This window comes from Actinomadura opuntiae (genome assembly GCF_030283205.1).
GTDB lineage: Bacteria > Actinomycetota > Actinomycetes > Streptosporangiales > Streptosporangiaceae > Spirillospora.
The window spans coordinates 274,021-289,194 of sequence record NZ_JASNWF010000008.1; the positions used below are offsets into that span (position 1 = coordinate 274,021).

Sequence of the window (15,174 nt, forward strand, 5' to 3'; positions counted from 1 at the left end):
CAGGTGGCCGGGCCTTGGGGTCAGTGCGTGATGGCGTCGCGGAAGCCCTCGTCCTTGAGGAAGAGGGAGGTGTTGTCGGCGCCGAGGTGGGTCCACTTGAGGTTGAGGCCGCCGTCGACCAGGAGCGTCTGCCCCGTGATGTAGGACGACAGGTCCGACAGCAGGAACAGGACGGCCCCCGCCTGCTCCTCGGGACGTCCGCGCCGTCCCATGGCGATGGCGCGGCGGTCGCGTTCCTCGTCCTGGTCGACGTAGGTGCCCGAGGCCGGGGTCTCGGTGACGCCGGGTGCGACGGCGTTGACCCGGATGCCGTCCAGCGCCAGTTCGACGGCCATCGTGCGGGTCGCCGCGACCAGCGCCGCCTTGGCCGTGCCGTAGGCGATGTGGAACGGCGCGGTGTTCATGCCGCTGATCGACGACAGCGACACGATCGAGCCCGGACGGCCCCGCGCCTTCAGCTCGGCGGCGACGGCCTGGCTCATGAAGAACATCGTCTCCAGGTTCTGGTGGAGCAGCGCCCGCCAGTCGTCGCGGGTGACGCGGGTGGCGGGCATCCAGGTCGCGGGCGCGGCGCCGCCCGCGACGTTGACCAGTCCGTGCAGGTCGCCGCCGGCTTTGGCGGCGTGCTCCATCACCTCCGCGACGCCCTCGTCGGTGGACACGTCGGCCGGAACCGGGACGACGGGCAGCCCTTCGTCCGCCAGCGGGCCGATGTGCTCGTCGAGGTTCTCCCGGCGCCGGCTCACCGCGATCACGGTCGCTCCGGCGCGGGCGATGAGGGCCGTCGTCGCGGTGCCGATGCCGCCCCCGCCCGCACCGGCGACGATGACGACGCGCCCGTCCAGACCGAGCAGATCGTGCTTCATGCGAGGCTCACCCTTCCCTGCGGGAGATCGCGCAGTGCCAGGACGCTGCCCTCGGCGTCGCCGGAGACGTAGACGGTGCCGTCCGGCCCGGTGGCGACGCCCGCGAACAGGCCCTGCGGCCCGCTGAACGGCGGCAGGCCCTTCAACGGCTTGGGGTCCACGCCGGGCGGAGGGCCCACCGGCAGGTCGCGGGCGATCGTCGTGCGGGACCCGCCGTCGAGGGCGGCGCCGATCAGCGTCTTCGCCTCCGCGTCGACGACGAAGAGGGTCCCGCCGCGGACCGCGATGCCCTGCGGCGCCGCCAGCCCGTCCGCGACCGTGCCGGTGCCGGAGCCGGTGAGCGAGACGACCCGTCCCGCGCCGGACTCGGAGACCAGGCAGGTGCCGTCGGCGGCGAACGCCACCCCCATCGGCCGGTCCAGCCCCGCGGCCAGGGTCGTGACCTCGCCGGTGGGCCGCACCGACACCACGCGTCCGGTGCCCAGCTCGGCGGCCACCACGTCACCGCCGGGCCCGACCGCCACGCCGTAGAGCCGGTCGAACGGATCGCTCCCGCCGGCCAGGACCTCGTGCTCGCCGCGTGCGGGCGTCCACCGCGCGATCTGGCCGTTGGACGTGGTGACGACGAACGCACCGTCACCGACGGCGGCGGCCCCGCGGACGTAGCCCGGCCAGCCGGGGCTGAACAGCATGCCCAGCACCTCCAGGCCGGTGCCGGGCGTGAACCTGTGGAAGTAGGTGCCGTCGGCGACGTACAGGACGCCGTCGCCGTCGACGGTGAGGTCCAGCGGCCAGGTCAGCCCCTCCGGCAGGACCGCCCGGGTCCGGCCGCCGCCGAGGATCTCGGTGATCTGCCCGGTGAAGCCCGAGACGAAGAGGCGGCCGTCGACGAAGGTCAGGTTGTCCAGGCCCGGGGCGACGGTGGCGAGGACGGTGCGCTCGCCGTTGCGGGGATCGATCCGCAGCACCTCGCCGCTGCCGACCTGGGTGGAGACGATGCGGCCCTCGGAGTCGAACTTCACCGCGTCCGGGACGCCCAGGTCCGCCGCCACCCGCTCGGGTTCGCCGCCGTCCGGGTCGATGCGCCAGATGTCGTTGCCGCCCAGCGTCGGGAAGTACAGCATGCCGTCCGGGCCGACCTCCATGGCGTTCGGCATCGGCAGGTTGTCCAGCAGCACGCGGGGCGCGCCGCCGTTCAGGTCGAGTTCCATCAGGCGCCCGCCGATCCGGCACTCGTTCACGAACAGCCGGCCCTGGTGGAAGGTGATGCCGTTCGCGCCGGGCAGGTCGTCGCGCAGCACGCGGGACGCGCCGTCCGCGCCGCGCACGCTGACGCGGCCGTCGTAGTACTCGGTGATGTAGAGGTCGCCTTCGGGACCGAAGTCGACGTCGTCGGGCGCGACGACGTCGCCGCCCTGGGCGCTGATCGTCTCCAGGTCGCCGGTGCCGACGTCGAGCGCGCTGATCTGGCTGCCGGCCACCTGTGCCACGTAGACGCGGCCGTCCGGGCCGGTGCGCAGGCCGTTCGCGCCGAACAGCCGGCTCGGCGGAGCGAGCCGTTCCAGGCTCCAGCCCTCGGCGAGGCCGACGGGGGCCGCGCCGGTGTACCGCGCCTTCGTACCCGCCATGCCGACCGACCTCCAGCAGCCTCGACGCTGCGGTTACGCCGGTTCTTCCTGCGAGAACCGACCTCTCATATCGAGCGAATCTAACGAGCGGAGCAGGTGAACGCAATAGTCTTGCAATCCTTGTAATGATGGCCGGGCCGTGCTTACGATGCGGGCCGTGCCGATCCGCGCGGCGTACGGCCGGCGCCCCGGCCTCGCCGTCGACCGCCAGCCGGGAGCACCCGTGAGCGCAGAGTCCAGCCAGCCCGCACTCGACCTGTCCGACGTCGACCACCGCGTGGGCCTGCCCGTCGGCGGCGGCCAGCTGTGGGACCCGTGCAGCTCCTCCGACGTCCGCCGCTGGGTGATGGCGATGGACTACCCCAACCCGCTGCACTGGGACGAGGAGTTCGCCCGCGCGTCCCGGTTCGGCGGCATCGTCGCGCCCCAGTCCATCGCGGTGGCGCTGGACTACGGGCACGGCGCGGCGCCCGCGTGCGTCGGCCGCATCCCCGGCAGCCACCTGATCTTCGGCGGCGAGGAGTGGTGGTTCTACGGCTGCCCCGTCCGCCCCGGCGACCAGCTGTTCCAGGAGCGGCGCTTCCACGACTACAAGGTGACCGAGACCCGGTTCGCCGGACCGACGATGTTCTCCCGCGGCGACACCGTCCACACCAACCAGCACGGCGTCCTCGTGGCGCGCGAGCGCTCGACCGCGATCCGCTACCTCTACGAGGAGGCGCGCAGGCGCGGCATGTACGAGGACCGGCTCGGCGAGGTCAGGCGCTGGACCGCCGACGAGCTGGCCGGGATCGAGAAGGTGCGGCGAACGTGGCTGGAGTCCAACCGCGCGGGCGCCTCACCCCGCTTCGAGGAGGTGGAGGTCGGCGACCGGCTGCCGCGCCGCGTGATCGGCCCGCACAGCATCGCCTCCTTCACCACCGAGTACCGGGCGTTCCTCTTCAACATCTGGGGCACGTTCCGCTGGGTCGCTCCCCCGGGCGTCGACGACCCCTGGGTCAACCAGGACCCCGGCTGGGGCGACGACTTCCGCTTCGACGAGGAGGACGCCAGGATCGACCCGCGCAAGCGCGACGGGCTGTACGTCGGCCCGTCGCGCGGGCACATCGACGCCGAGCGGGCGAGCGAGGTCGGCATGGCGCGCGCCTACGGCTACGGCGCCACGATGGGCGCGTGGTGCACCGACTACCTCGCCTACTGGGCCGGTCACGACGGCATGGTGCGCCACTCCAAGGCGGACTTTCGCGGCCCGGCGTTCGAAGGCGACGTCACGTACTTCGACGCCGAGGTCGCCGGCAAGAGGACCGAGTCGGAATGGGGGGTGCCGCTCGTCCAGGTGAAGCTGCGCCTCACCGACCAGGACGGCGGCGTGCTGGTGACCTGCACGGCCGAGGTCGAGCTGCCGTTCTGACGCTGCCGGACGGAGGCGAGCGATGAATGCTGCGAGGGGCACCGGACCCGAACGGCCTCTCTCGGTGGTGGCGGGGCCGCCGCTGAGCGAGGAGCCGGGCCTGGGCTCGCTCACCCTTCCGGGCTTCCTGCGGGAGGTCACGGAGATGTACGGCGAGCGCGAGGCGATCGTCCTGCGCGGCCGCGACGGCACCGTCCGCTGGACGTACGCCGACCTCTGGGAACGGGCGATGGAGATCGCCCGCGCGTTGCGCGCCTGCGGCGTGGGCAAGGACGGCCGCGTCGGCGTCCTGATGACGAACCGGCCCGAATGGATCGCCGCCGTCTTCGGGGTGTCGCTCGCGGGCGGCGTGGCCGTCACGCTCAGCACCTTCTCCACGCCGTACGAGCTCGACCATCTGCTTCAGGTCTCCTGCGTGTCGGTGCTGCTCTTCGAGCGCGCCGTGCTGAAGACGGACTTCGCCGCCGTCCTTACCGGACTCGAACCCGGGATCTGCAGCGTGGCGCCAGGCGGGCTGCGGTCGGCGCGGTACCCGTACCTCCGCCACCTGGCGATGATCGGTGACGCCGTACCTGACGGGGCGTTCGAGGGCTGGGAGGCGTTTCTGGCGCGGGGCATCACGGAACCGCGCGACGTGGTGGAAGCCGCCGCCGCGGCCACCCGTCCGGGCGACCCGGCGGTGCTGTTCTTCTCCTCGGGCTCGACCAGCAGGCCGAAGGGCATGCTGAGCGCGCACCGGGGCGTCTGCGTCCAGCTGTGGCGCTTCCGCCGCCTGTACGGGTTCGGCCCGGAGGACCGCGTCCGGGGCTGGACGGCGAACGGCTATTTCTGGTCCGGCAACTTCGCCATGTCGCTCGGCTCGACCCTCGCCGCCGGCGGCGCACTCGTGCTGCAGCCCACCTTCTCCGCCGCCGAGGCCCTCGACCTCATGCAGGCGGAACGGGTGAACTTCCCGTTCGCGTGGCCGCACCAGTGGGCGCAGTTGGAAGCGGCTCCCAACTGGGCCGACGTGGATCTGAGCCACATGCGTTTCGTGGACCAGGCGACCCCCGTCGCGCGGCACCCCACCGTCACCGCCGTCTGGTACGAGCCCGGCCACGCCTACGGAAACACCGAGACCTTCACCATCAGCACCTGCTACCCGGCCGACACGCCTCCGGAGGTGCACGCGGGCAGCAGCGGCGTGCCGCTGCCCGGCGTCACGGTGAAGATCGTCGATCCGCTGACCGGTGCCGTCGTGCCGCTCGGCGAGCGGGGCGAGATCTGTGTCAAGGGCCCCACCCTCATGCTGTGCTACCTCGGCACACCGCTCGACGAGACCCTCGACGGCGAGGGCTTCTTCCACACCGGCGACGGCGGCCGCCTCGACGACGCCGGCCGCCTGTACTGGGAAGGCCGGCTCACCGACATCATCAAGACGGGCGGCGCCAACGTCTCGCCGCGCGAGGTCGACGAGGCCGCGTCCGCCCATCCGGGCGTGCGGTTGGCGCAGACCGTCGGGGTGCCTCACGAAACGCTCGGCGAGGCCGTGGTCACCTGCGTCGTCCCCCATGACGGCGTACCCCTGGAGGCGCAGGAGATCCGCGCGTTCCTCCGGGAGCGGCTGGCGAGCTACAAGGTGCCGCGCCACGTCCTGTTCTTCCGCCAGGACGAGATCGCCCTCACCGGGACGGCGAAGATCAAGTCCGGCGACCTGCGGGAGCTGGCCGCCGCCCGGCTCCGGCACTGAGGGACGCGACGCCCGCGGCGAACGGCGCCCTGTACCTTGCACCAAGCGCTTGCTACGCTGCGCGCATGATCCCGACGGTCGTGTGGGGCACCGGCAACGTCGGCCGCCTGGCCGTCCGGGCCGTCGACGCCCACCCCGCGCTCGGCCTCGCGGCCGTGCTCGTCCACGACCCCGCCAAGGCCGGCCGCGACGCGGGCGACCTCGCCGGGCTCGGCCGCGACCTCGGCGTCGCGGCGACCACCGACATCGACGCGGTGCTCGCCGCCGGGCCGCGCGCCGTCGTGTACGCGGCGTCCGGCGACGTCCGTCCCGACGACGCGCTCGCCGACATCGTCCGCGCGATCCGGGCCGGCGCCGTTGTCGTCACCCCGGCCGTCTACGCGCTCTACGACCAGCGCAACGCCCCGCCCGAGGTGCGGGAACCGGTGCTCGCGGCCGTCAGGGACGGCGGCGGCTCGCTGTTCGTCTCGGGAGTCGATCCCGGCTGGGGCAACGACGTGCTGCCGCTGCTGATCAGCGGACTCGGCACCACCCTGGACGCGATCCGCTGCCAGGAGATCTTCGACTACTCCACCTACGACCAGCCCGACGCGGTCCGGTTCCTGGTCGGCATGGGCCAGCCGATGGACTACGAGCCGCCGATGCTGGCGCCGACCGTCCCGACCATGGTGTGGGGCGGGCAGGTGCGGTTGATGGCCCGCGCCCTCGGCGTCGACCTCGACGAGGTCCGCGAGACCGTGGAGCGGCGCCCGCTCGACGCGACTGTGGCCACCGAGGCGATGGGCGAGTTCGAGGCGGGCACGCAGGGCGCGGTGCGCTTCGAGGTGCAGGGCGTCGTCGACGGCGAGCCGCGCATCATCGTCGAGCACGTCACCCGCATCCACCCGTCCTGCGCGCCGGGCTGGCCCGTGCCGCCCAGCGGCGACGGCGCGCACCGCGTCGTCATCGAGGGCGACCCGCGCATCGAGGTGACCGTCGAGGCCACCGGCGAGGACGGCAACCGCTCGGTCGGCGGGAACGCCACCGCCGTCGGCCGGCTGGTGGGCGCCATCGACTGGCTCGCGGCCGCCGAGCCCGGCCTCTACGACGCGCTCGACATCCCGCTGCGCCCCGCCGTGGGAAGGCTCGGAAGGAAGCACGCGTGAACATCGACGTCCCCGACGGCAAGGACCCGATCGAGTACGTGTGGGGCCAGATGGTCCCCGGCATCGGCCTCGCCGCCTCGCGCCTTTCCCTGGCGGTGTACTCCGACAGCACCCTCGGCCTCCGCGAGTTCGAGGCCGCCCGGCTGCGGATCGCGCAGATCAACGGCTGCCTCTTCTGCATGGACTGGCGGACCGAGCGGGACGGGCAGAAGGTCGAGGAGGAGTTCGCCGACGCGGTCACGGAATGGCGCACCACGACGGCCTTCGACGACCGCACCCGGCTGGCCGCCGAGTACGCCGAACGCTACGCCCTGGACCACCACGGCCTGGACGAGGAGTTCTGGGCCCGGATGGCCGCGCACTACAGCCAGGCGGAGATCGTGGAGCTGAGCATGTGCATCGGATCCTGGCTGGCGTTCGGACGCCTCAACCACGTGCTGGGCCTCGACACGATGTGCATGCTTCCCCGCCCCTGAACGGCTATCCGCCGATCTGGCGGAGGTAGCGGATCTTCGGCGGCGGGTCGAGCCGGACCCCCTCCGGCCGCGACAGCCTCCCGGACGACTGCGCCTCGCCCAGCGCCGCCTTGGCCTTCTCCAGATCGCCCTCGATCTCGTAGATCACGACGAAGGTGCCGCCTTCGACGGACTCCAGCCGCCGGGCGGAGACGAAGCCCTCGATCTGCAGCATCTCCGGAATGTGCTTGTTCTCGTACCAGTCGTGGTATGCCGGGGTGTCCCGGTCGGACGAGGGGGACGATTCGACGATCATCACGCCGCTGGGCATGTGCGCTCCGTTCGCGGGGTCTGCGTTCGGGTGTTCTTGCTCAAGTGCTCTTGTGGACGCGGCCGTCCTTCATGACGAACCGCACGTCCTGGGTGACGGTGATGTCCTGCGACGGGTCGCCGGGGACGGCGATGACGTCGGCGAGGAAGCCTTCCCTCAGCCGGCCGAGCTCGTGGTCCAGCTCGACCAGCTCCGCGCTGGTGACGGTCGCGGCCCGCAGGGCCTGCATCGGGGTCATCCCCCGCGCCACCAGCGCGACCAGTTCCTTGGCGTTGTCCCCGTGCGGGACGGCCGGGGCGTCGGTCCCGCAGGCGATCTTGACTCCGGCGGCGATCGCCTTGGGAAGCATCGACCTCGCGCGGGGAAAGACCTCGGCCGCCTTCTTGCGCAGTTCCGGCGCGGCCCGTTCGATGTCCATCGCGTCGGTCAGGTAGGTCGTCGACACCAGGAACGTGCCGTGCTCGGCCATCAGGTCGAGGGTCTCGTCAGTGGCGAGGAAGCCGTGCTCGACGCAGTCGATACCGGCCCGGACGCACGCCCGCACCGCCCGGTCCCCCACCGCGTGGGCGGCGACGCGGACGCCGGCGCGGTGCGCCTCGTCGGCGATGGCCTCCAGTTCCTCGTCGGAGTACTGCTGGGAGCCGGGGCCGGTGCTGTGCGACATCACCCCGCCCGACGCCGACACCTTGATCACCTTGGCGCCGTGCCGAATCTGGTAGCGGACGCAGGCCCGCACCTCGCCCACGCCGTTCGCGATGCCCTCCCCGATGCTCAGCGGCATGATCCCCGGCGCCAGCCGCTGGAAGACGGTCGGGTCGAGGTGGCCTCCGTACGGGGTGACCGCGTGCCCCGCCGGGATGATGCGGGGGCCGTCCACCCATCCCTGGTCGATGGCGCGCTGTACCGCGACGTCCAGCAGGTAGCCGCCCGTCTTCACCATCAGGCCGAGGTTGCGGACGGTGGTGAAGCCGGCGAGCAGCGTCGTGCGGGCGTTCAGGGTCGCGCGGATCGTGCGGTACGCCGGGTCGTCCTGCACGCCGTGCATCGGCAGCGGCAGGCCCGTCGGGGTCTCCGGGCCGCCGATCAGGAAGTTGAGCTCCATGTCCATCAGGCCGGGCAGCAGCGTCACGTCGCCGAGGTCGATCTCGGCCGCCCCGGCGGGGACCTCGGCGGGGTTCACCGCGGCGATGCGGTCCCCCTCCACCACGATCACCGCCGGCGACCGGACCTCCCCCGCGTCGACGTCCGCCCAGCGCCGGGCCCGCAGGACGAGGGGCGCCGTCACGGCACGGGCTCGACGATGCAGTCGAAGCTCGACGACCCGCTGTCGGGGACGCAGGGCTGGCGCCACACCTCGACCGGGAACGACACCTGGATCATCGAGTACAGCAGGTGCAGGAGGTTCGTCGCGTCGTCGGGCAGCGCGTCGAACGGAAGCTTCTCGATGTAGGCCATCGCCTCCTCGGCGCGGGGCACGGCGGCGTCGTAGAACTCCTGCATCTCCTCCGTCGTGCTGGCCAGCCGGGTGCCGTACCGCTCCTGCTCGGTGGCCAGGCACCACTTCTCGGCGAACGGCTCGAGATCGGCGAATTCCTTGGGCAGCAGCGCGCTCACTTGCGGACCCCTTCGTGGTCGTCGACCCAGTCGCCCACGACCTTGTGCAGGTGGCGGCAGAGGATCTCCTGGTCGTTGAGAAGGAAGCGGTCGATGTACCGGGTTTCGAGCATCATCTGCGTGGCCTCCAGGGTGTTGGAGTCCTGGAGTGCGAACTCCTTGAACGTCACCGCCGCCATTTCCTGGGCGATGCGCTCGCGGACGTTCGTCGCCGGCACGAAGTAGACGCTGCCCTCGAAGATGTGCGTGTTGTAGGACGTCGGCCAGTAGTGGTAGGTCAGGTACCAGCCCTGGCTCCAGATGAGGATCACGAAGTTCGGGAACAGCTGGAAGGAGTCCAGCCCCCACGGGTCGCATTTGGCCGGGTTGACGCCGGGAGGCATCTCCCCGAGATCGACCTCGTCCCACGGGCCGAACAGCCCGCTGCGGGTCAGCACCTCCATGGGCTTGACCAGTTCGGAGTCCATTTCCCAGAAGCGGACGCCGGACGTGCTCACCATCCGGTGCGGGCCGTCGATCTGGTAGTGCGGCGCCTCGAACCCGGCCTGCTGCGCGGCCGTGGAGTACTTCTCCGGCGACTGCTTCGCGTGCAGGACGGGCGCGTGGTAGAACTCGGCGAAGGCGTCCATGTACAGCTTCCAGTTCGCATGGATCGTGGTGCTGTATCCGAAGCGGGCGGTCTGCTTCTCGAACGGATAGCCTTCGAGCGCGGTCACCATCGGGCCGAGGAAATCGCGGAGCGACTGCTCGGGTTCCCGGGCGAAATTGACGAAGATGAAGCCGGCCCAGACGTCGCAGTGCACCGGCGCGAGACCGTACCGGCTCTTGTCGACGTCGAAGAACTCGCCCTCCTGCTGGATGAAGGTCAGCGCGCCGTCGAGGCCGTACCGCCAGCCGTGGTACTTGCAGGTGAACTGGCGGCAGAAGCCCGCGGTGTCCTGCTTCGGGTCGTCGGACCAGACGAGCTTGTTCCCGCGGTGGCGGCAGATGTTGTGGAAGGCCCGGACCTGCCCTTCCTTGTCGCGCAGGACGATGATCGACGCGTGCGCGGCGTCGACGTCCTTGGTGAAGTAGCTGCCCTTGCGCGGGAGCTGCTCGACCCGCCCGACGTTCAGCCAGGCCCGCTTGAAGATCGCTCCCTTCTCGCGCTCGTAGAACTCGGGAGTGATCGAGTCCTCGTAGGACACCGGGTCCGTGCCGAGTTCGGGATAGTGCTCGGTCCAGCTGCCTTCCGGTGGTTTGGGGAAACGCGGCATGGTCCTCCTCCTTCGGGGGTGCGGTTACTGGGCGGACGTGCCGGAAGGGCCGGTGGCGGGTGCGGGGTCCGGGACGGCGTCCGCGGCGGGGCCGGCCGCGGGCTCCAGCCCGACGCTGTTGAGCACCATGGCCAGGCAGACGTAGGCGCCCACGACGAAGAGCAGTTCGAGGAGCCGGCGCTCGTCGAAGCGTCCGGCCAGGCGCTCCCAGAGGGCGTCGTCGATGGTGTGCCCGTCGACGAGCTGGTCGGCGGCGCGCAGGATGTCGCGGTCGCGCTCGGACCAGCTCCCGGCCTCGACGTCCTCGCGGAGGGCGGCGATCTGCCCGGGTTCCAGGCCCGCGGCGCGCGCCATGCCGACGTGCTGCGCCCACTGGTAGCGGCAGCCCGTCCGGTGCCCGACCCGCAGGATCAGCATTTCGCGGTCGCGCGGATCGAGGGTGCCGTCGTCGAGCAGCGTGCCGCTGAACGCCAGCCAGGGCGCGCTGAGCCGGGGGTGCCGCGCGAACAGGCCGAGGATCGAGGGCACCGGCGGCGCGTCGGCGGCGCCGGTCAGGTACCGGTCGGCGCGGGCCATGTTGCCGCGGAGCAGCTCGCGCTCCTCATCGGCCCACTCGGCGATCGGCAGCGGCTCCATCCGGGGCGCGGCGGCCCGCGTCACAGGACCGACCCGCCGTTGACGCCGAGGACCTGCCCGGTGATGAAGCCGGCCTCCTCGGAGGCGAGGAAGGCCGCCGCCGCGGCGATGTCGTCCGGGGTGCCGAGGTGGCCGAGCGGGATGGCCGCGGCCATGGTCTCGTTCGGCGGCAGGTTCCCCTCAGCCTGGGACCGGTGCTGCATCGGCGTCTCGATCCCCGACGGCGGGATGCTGTTGGCCGTGATGCCGTGCGGGGCGTAGGCGCGGGCCAGGGACTTGGTCAGCACGATCACCCCGCCCTTGGCCGCGGCGTAGTGCGCCATCTCGGGCGAGCCCCGCTGGGCGCTGGACGAGGAGATGGTGACGATGCGGCCCCAGCGGGCCGCGACCATGTCGGGCAGGGCGAGCTGGCAGCAGGTGAAGGTGCCGGTGAGGTTCACGTCGATGAGGCGGTTCCACCGCTCGGGAGTGATCCGGTCGAAGCGGTCGAACGCGACGAGGCCCGCGCTGGTCACCAGGATCTCCGTCGGGCCGAGCGCCGAGCGGACCTCGGCGAACGCGGCGCCGAGGGCGGGCCGGTCGGTGACGTCGGCGGCCAGCCCGAGCGCCTCGGCGCCGCCCGCCCGCAGCTCCTTGGCGACCCGGTCCGCGCCGTCGCCGTCGAGGTCGAGCACGGCGACGCGGCGCCCCCGCCCGGCCAGGCGGCGGCAGACGGCCTCGCCGATGCCGGACGCTCCGCCCGTGACGACGGCCACCCGGGGCCGGTGTCCCTCCGTATGCGGCATCGCTCCGTCCTTCCGCTCGCGCCCCGGCTCGCGGCGCGGCGCTAGTCAACCGACTAACATCCTTTGGTCACATGGCTAACACGTGCGGCCTGCCCAGGGCAAGCCCCCGGCCGCGGCGGACTGAGGCCATACTGGGAGGGCACCCGCAGCCGAGAGGGAGGACGCGCATGCCGGCACGGCGGAGCCCCGTCGACGACTCGGCCAGCCGCACCGCGCTGCTCGACGCCACCCAGCAGCTCATGCTCGAGGAGGGCTACGCGGCCGTCACCACCCGCCGCCTCGGCGCGAAGGCCGGGCTGAACAACGCGCTCGTCTTCTACTACTTCGGGACGATGGACAACCTGTTCGTCGAGCTCTTCCGGCGGGGCGCCGAGCGCAGCCTGGAGCGGCTCAAGCGGGCGCTGCGCTCGCCCCAGCCGCTGTGGGCCCTGTGGGACCTGACCCACGACTACTCGAGCAACGCGCTGACCATGGAGTTCATCGCGCTGGCCAACCACCGCAAGGCCATCCGCTCCGAGATCGCCGCGTACTCGCGCAGGTTCCGGGCGGTCCAGCTCGAGATGCTGTCGGACGTGCTGGAGGGCTACGGCGTCGACCCCGAGCGCTGGCCGCCCGTGACGCTGATCCTCTTCATGACCGGCATCTCCCGCTTCCTGCACATCGAAGAGGGGTTCGACCTCGACGTCGGTCACGCCGAGACGGTCGCGGTCATCGAGCGCGAGATCCGCGCCCTGGAGGGCGACCGGCTGCCGGCCGACGCCGGGGCCGTCACCGGCGGCACCGACTGAGCCCGGCGCGCGGCCCCGCGACGCTCACCGGATCGGCTCGTCCCCGAAGACCGTCGTGCGGAGCAGTTCGCGGGGCGAGTCCGGCGGATAGGGCGCGGCGCGGTGCACCACGCCGGTGTTGTCCCAGATGACGGTGTCCCCCACCGACCACGCGTGGCGGTAGACCCGATCGGGCGCCGTCGTCCGGTCGAGCAGGTCTTGCAGCAGCGCCCGGCCCTCGCCGGCGTCCATCCCGACGACGTGATCGGCATGGACGCCGACGACCAGCGACCTGCGGCCGGTGCGGCGCGTCCACACCAGCGGGTGGGTGGACGCCGGCCGCCTCCGCCACCGTTCGAGCTGCTCGGGCGTCGGATCGGGGTGGACGCGGCGCTGCGACGCCTCTAGCGTGTGCACGACGCGCAGTGAGCCGAACCGCTCCCGTTCTTCGTCGGTGAGCGCCTCGTAGGCGGCGTAGGTGCTGGCGAACTCCGTCTCCCCGCCGTCCTCGGCCACCTGCTTGGCGCTGAGGACCGTGGCCTTCTGCGGCGGCTCGCCGTGCAGCGGCGTGCAGCCGTCCATGTGCCACTCGAACGTGCCCTTCAGGTAGTCGGCCGAGGCGTTCTTCGACCTGTCGAGGGTCACCCGGTAGATCCCGCGGACGGGGTGATGCCCGGGCTCGTAGTCGATCTCGCCGAGCCGCCGCGCGAAGGCGACCTGGTCCTCCGGGCCGAGGTGCAGACCGCGGAAGACCAGGACGCCGTACCGCTCCAGCGCCGCCATGAGCGCTCCGGCCACGCCGTCGTCGCGGGCCAGCCGCTCGGCGTCGACGCCGCCGACCTCGGCGCCGACGGTCGCGGCGAGGGGAACGCAGCAGATCGTCGTCGTCACGGCGTGGGCTCCAGGTGGCGGTCGAAGTACGCCGTGCCGGAGTCGATGACCTTGGGCTGCTGCCAGACCTCGACGGGCAGCGAGATCATGATCAGCGAGTAGACGAGGCGGAGCAGGTTCAGCTCCGGCTCGGGCAGCTCGTGCAGCGAGAACTTGTCCAGGTGCGCCATGGCGTCGCGCACGCGGGGGTACATCGCGTCGTAGAACGCCTGCATCTCGACCATCGTGCTGTCCAGCCGCTCGGCGTACCGGGCCGCCTCGGTCGCGATGCACCACTTGGCGGCGAAGGGCTCGCAGTCGGCGAACTCTTCCGGGAGCATCCTGTCGCTCATGCCGGCACCCGCTTCCCGTCCCGCAGGTACGACTGCACCCAGTCATCGACGATCTTGTGCAGGTGCCGGACCGTCACCTCCTGGTCGCACAGGGGGTAGGCGTCGATGACCCGCGACTCCAGGCCCATCTGGGTGCCGTCGAGGGTGCCCGCGTCCTGGAGGCCGGCCTCCTTGGACACGACCGCCGTCACCTCGTGGCGGATCCGCTCGCTCGCGTTCCGGGACGGCGGGAAGTAGTACGACATCTCCCACATGTGCGTGTTGTGGGACGTCGGCCAGTACTGGTACGTGAGGTACCAGCCCCGCTCGTAGACCAGGATCACGAAGTTGGGGAAGATCTGGAAGTTCGAGATCGACCAGGGGTCGAGCCCGCCCGGATTGAGCCCGGCCGGCAGGTTGGCGGGGTCGAGCTCGGGGATGTCAGGGCGCTCCCACGGGCCCATGAGGCCGGACTCGGTGACGTGCTCGATCGGGTACATCTGGTCCGGCGGCGTCATGTGCCGGGGCACGCCCTTCCAGCCGCCGGTGCTGATCAGCCGGTGCGGCCCGTCCATCTGGAAGTGCGGGACCTTGAAGCCGTTCTGGAAGCTGCGCAGGGCCGGGACCTGCTGCTGCGAGTGCAGGATCGGCGCGTGGTAGTACTCCTGGAACGCGTCGAGGAAGATCTTCCAGTTGCTCAGCAGGTTCGCCTTGAACGCATAGCGCTCGGTGAGCAGGTGGAACGGATACCCCTCGAGACCCCGCACCATCGGCCCGAGGAATTCGAGCAATGACTGGCTCGGCTCCTCGGCGAGGTTGACGAAGACGAACCCTTCCCAGACCTCGCAGTGCACCGCGGCGAGCGGGAACTCGGCCTTGTCGAAGTCGAAGTACTCCTCCTCCTGGAGGACGAACTTCAGCGCGCCGTCCAGGCCGTACCGCCAGCCGTGGTACTTGCACATGAACTCGCGGCAGACGCCCTTGGTCTCGTCGCGCGGCGTCTCGCCCCACAGCAGCTTGTTGCCGCGGTGGCGGCACACGTTGTGGAAGGCGCGGACCCGGTCGTCGAGGCCGCGCGTGATGATCAGCGACGTCCTGGCGACGTCGAGGTCCTTGGTGAAGAAGCTCCCCTTGCGGGGCAGTTGCTCGACCCGGCCGACGTTGAGCCACGCCCGCCGGAAGATCGCCTCGCGTTCCAGCTCGTAGAACTCCGGCGATATCGAGTCCTCGTACGACACGAGGCGGGTGCCCATCTCCGGAACCCGTCCGGTCCAGCTGGCCTCCGCCGGTTTCCCGGAGCGCGCCATGGCCGATCCTCCGTTCTGAGTCCGTGCCCGATGACCTCTGGC

General features: G+C 71.5%; 16 protein-coding genes. 5 read left to right on the forward strand and 11 right to left on the reverse strand.

Annotation, left to right across the window (positions count from 1 at the left end):
* Positions 1-20: 20 nt before the first annotated feature.
* A complete protein-coding gene (locus QP089_RS19460) occupies positions 21-866 on the reverse strand; it encodes an SDR family NAD(P)-dependent oxidoreductase (protein ID WP_285913089.1) in 846 nt (281 codons plus the stop codon).
* Positions 863-2,494 (reverse strand): SMP-30/gluconolactonase/LRE family protein, encoded by a 1,632-nt coding sequence (locus tag QP089_RS19465; RefSeq protein WP_285913090.1) that lies wholly within the window; start codon positions 2,492-2,494, stop codon positions 863-865. Before QP089_RS19465 ends, QP089_RS19460 begins: the two co-directional genes overlap by 4 nt.
* A gap of 223 nt (positions 2,495-2,717) precedes the next feature.
* On the opposite strand from QP089_RS19465, the gene QP089_RS19470 reads away from it, so the two are divergent.
* The 4 genes from QP089_RS19470 (at position 2,718) to QP089_RS19485 (ending at position 7,255) form a co-directional block, all read left to right on the forward strand.
* Positions 2,718-3,905 carry a MaoC family dehydratase gene (locus QP089_RS19470; protein ID WP_285913091.1) on the forward strand — a complete coding sequence of 396 codons (1,188 nt, stop codon included), beginning with the start codon at positions 2,718-2,720 and terminating at the stop codon, positions 3,903-3,905.
* A gap of 22 nt (positions 3,906-3,927) precedes the next feature.
* Positions 3,928-5,634, forward strand: coding sequence for a class I adenylate-forming enzyme family protein (locus QP089_RS19475; RefSeq protein WP_285913092.1), 1,707 nt, complete (start codon positions 3,928-3,930; stop codon positions 5,632-5,634).
* Between the two features lie 65 nt (positions 5,635-5,699).
* Positions 5,700-6,779: an NAD(P)H-dependent amine dehydrogenase family protein gene (locus QP089_RS19480; protein WP_285913093.1), complete on the forward strand. Its 1,080-nt coding sequence runs from the start codon at positions 5,700-5,702 to the stop codon at positions 6,777-6,779.
* Positions 6,776-7,255: a carboxymuconolactone decarboxylase family protein gene (locus QP089_RS19485; RefSeq protein WP_285913094.1), complete on the forward strand. Its 480-nt coding sequence runs from the start codon at positions 6,776-6,778 to the stop codon at positions 7,253-7,255. Before QP089_RS19480 ends, QP089_RS19485 begins: the two co-directional genes overlap by 4 nt.
* A 4-nt stretch (positions 7,256-7,259) precedes the next feature.
* Here the strand turns inward: QP089_RS19485 and QP089_RS19490 are convergent, their stop codons facing one another.
* Genes QP089_RS19490 through QP089_RS19515 form a run of 6 tightly spaced genes read right to left on the reverse strand, consistent with a single transcriptional unit; the run spans position 7,260 to position 11,856 of the window.
* Positions 7,260-7,565 carry a DUF4286 family protein gene (locus tag QP089_RS19490; protein ID WP_285913095.1) on the reverse strand — a complete coding sequence of 102 codons (306 nt, stop codon included), beginning with the start codon at positions 7,563-7,565 and terminating at the stop codon, positions 7,260-7,262.
* A gap of 40 nt (positions 7,566-7,605) precedes the next feature.
* The gene (locus tag QP089_RS19495) at positions 7,606-8,850 is read right to left on the reverse strand and encodes a metal-dependent hydrolase family protein (RefSeq protein WP_285913096.1); all 1,245 of its coding nucleotides are present in this window, start codon (positions 8,848-8,850) and stop codon (positions 7,606-7,608) included.
* Complete coding sequence (locus tag QP089_RS19500; protein WP_285913097.1) at positions 8,847-9,179, reverse strand: hypothetical protein; 333 nt, start codon at positions 9,177-9,179, stop codon at positions 8,847-8,849. The genes QP089_RS19495 and QP089_RS19500 overlap by 4 nt, the downstream gene beginning before the upstream one ends.
* Positions 9,176-10,435 (reverse strand): aromatic ring-hydroxylating oxygenase subunit alpha, encoded by a 1,260-nt coding sequence (locus QP089_RS19505; protein WP_285913098.1) that lies wholly within the window; start codon positions 10,433-10,435, stop codon positions 9,176-9,178. Before QP089_RS19505 ends, QP089_RS19500 begins: the two co-directional genes overlap by 4 nt.
* Positions 10,436-10,459: 24 nt before the next feature.
* Positions 10,460-11,095 carry a carboxymuconolactone decarboxylase family protein gene (locus QP089_RS19510; RefSeq protein ID WP_285913099.1) on the reverse strand — a complete coding sequence of 212 codons (636 nt, stop codon included), beginning with the start codon at positions 11,093-11,095 and terminating at the stop codon, positions 10,460-10,462.
* The gene (locus tag QP089_RS19515; RefSeq protein ID WP_285913100.1) at positions 11,092-11,856 is read right to left on the reverse strand and encodes an SDR family NAD(P)-dependent oxidoreductase; all 765 of its coding nucleotides are present in this window, start codon (positions 11,854-11,856) and stop codon (positions 11,092-11,094) included. Before QP089_RS19515 ends, QP089_RS19510 begins: the two co-directional genes overlap by 4 nt.
* 167 nt (positions 11,857-12,023) lie before the next feature.
* On the opposite strand from QP089_RS19515, the gene QP089_RS19520 reads away from it, so the two are divergent.
* Positions 12,024-12,644, forward strand: coding sequence for a TetR/AcrR family transcriptional regulator (locus tag QP089_RS19520; protein ID WP_285913101.1), 621 nt, complete (start codon positions 12,024-12,026; stop codon positions 12,642-12,644).
* Positions 12,645-12,668: 24 nt separating this feature from the next.
* Here QP089_RS19520 and QP089_RS19525 read toward each other — a convergent pair whose 3' ends face one another.
* From QP089_RS19525 to QP089_RS19535, 3 genes are read right to left on the reverse strand one after another with little or no spacing between them, the layout of a single operon-like run.
* Complete coding sequence (locus QP089_RS19525) at positions 12,669-13,514, reverse strand: TauD/TfdA dioxygenase family protein (RefSeq protein WP_285913103.1); 846 nt, start codon at positions 13,512-13,514, stop codon at positions 12,669-12,671.
* Entirely contained in the window at positions 13,511-13,846 is a 336-nt protein-coding gene (locus QP089_RS19530) for a hypothetical protein (RefSeq protein WP_285913104.1), read from the reverse strand. The genes QP089_RS19525 and QP089_RS19530 overlap by 4 nt, the downstream gene beginning before the upstream one ends.
* Entirely contained in the window at positions 13,843-15,132 is a 1,290-nt protein-coding gene (locus tag QP089_RS19535) for an aromatic ring-hydroxylating oxygenase subunit alpha (RefSeq protein WP_285913105.1), read from the reverse strand. Before QP089_RS19535 ends, QP089_RS19530 begins: the two co-directional genes overlap by 4 nt.
* Positions 15,133-15,174 lie beyond the last annotated feature (42 nt).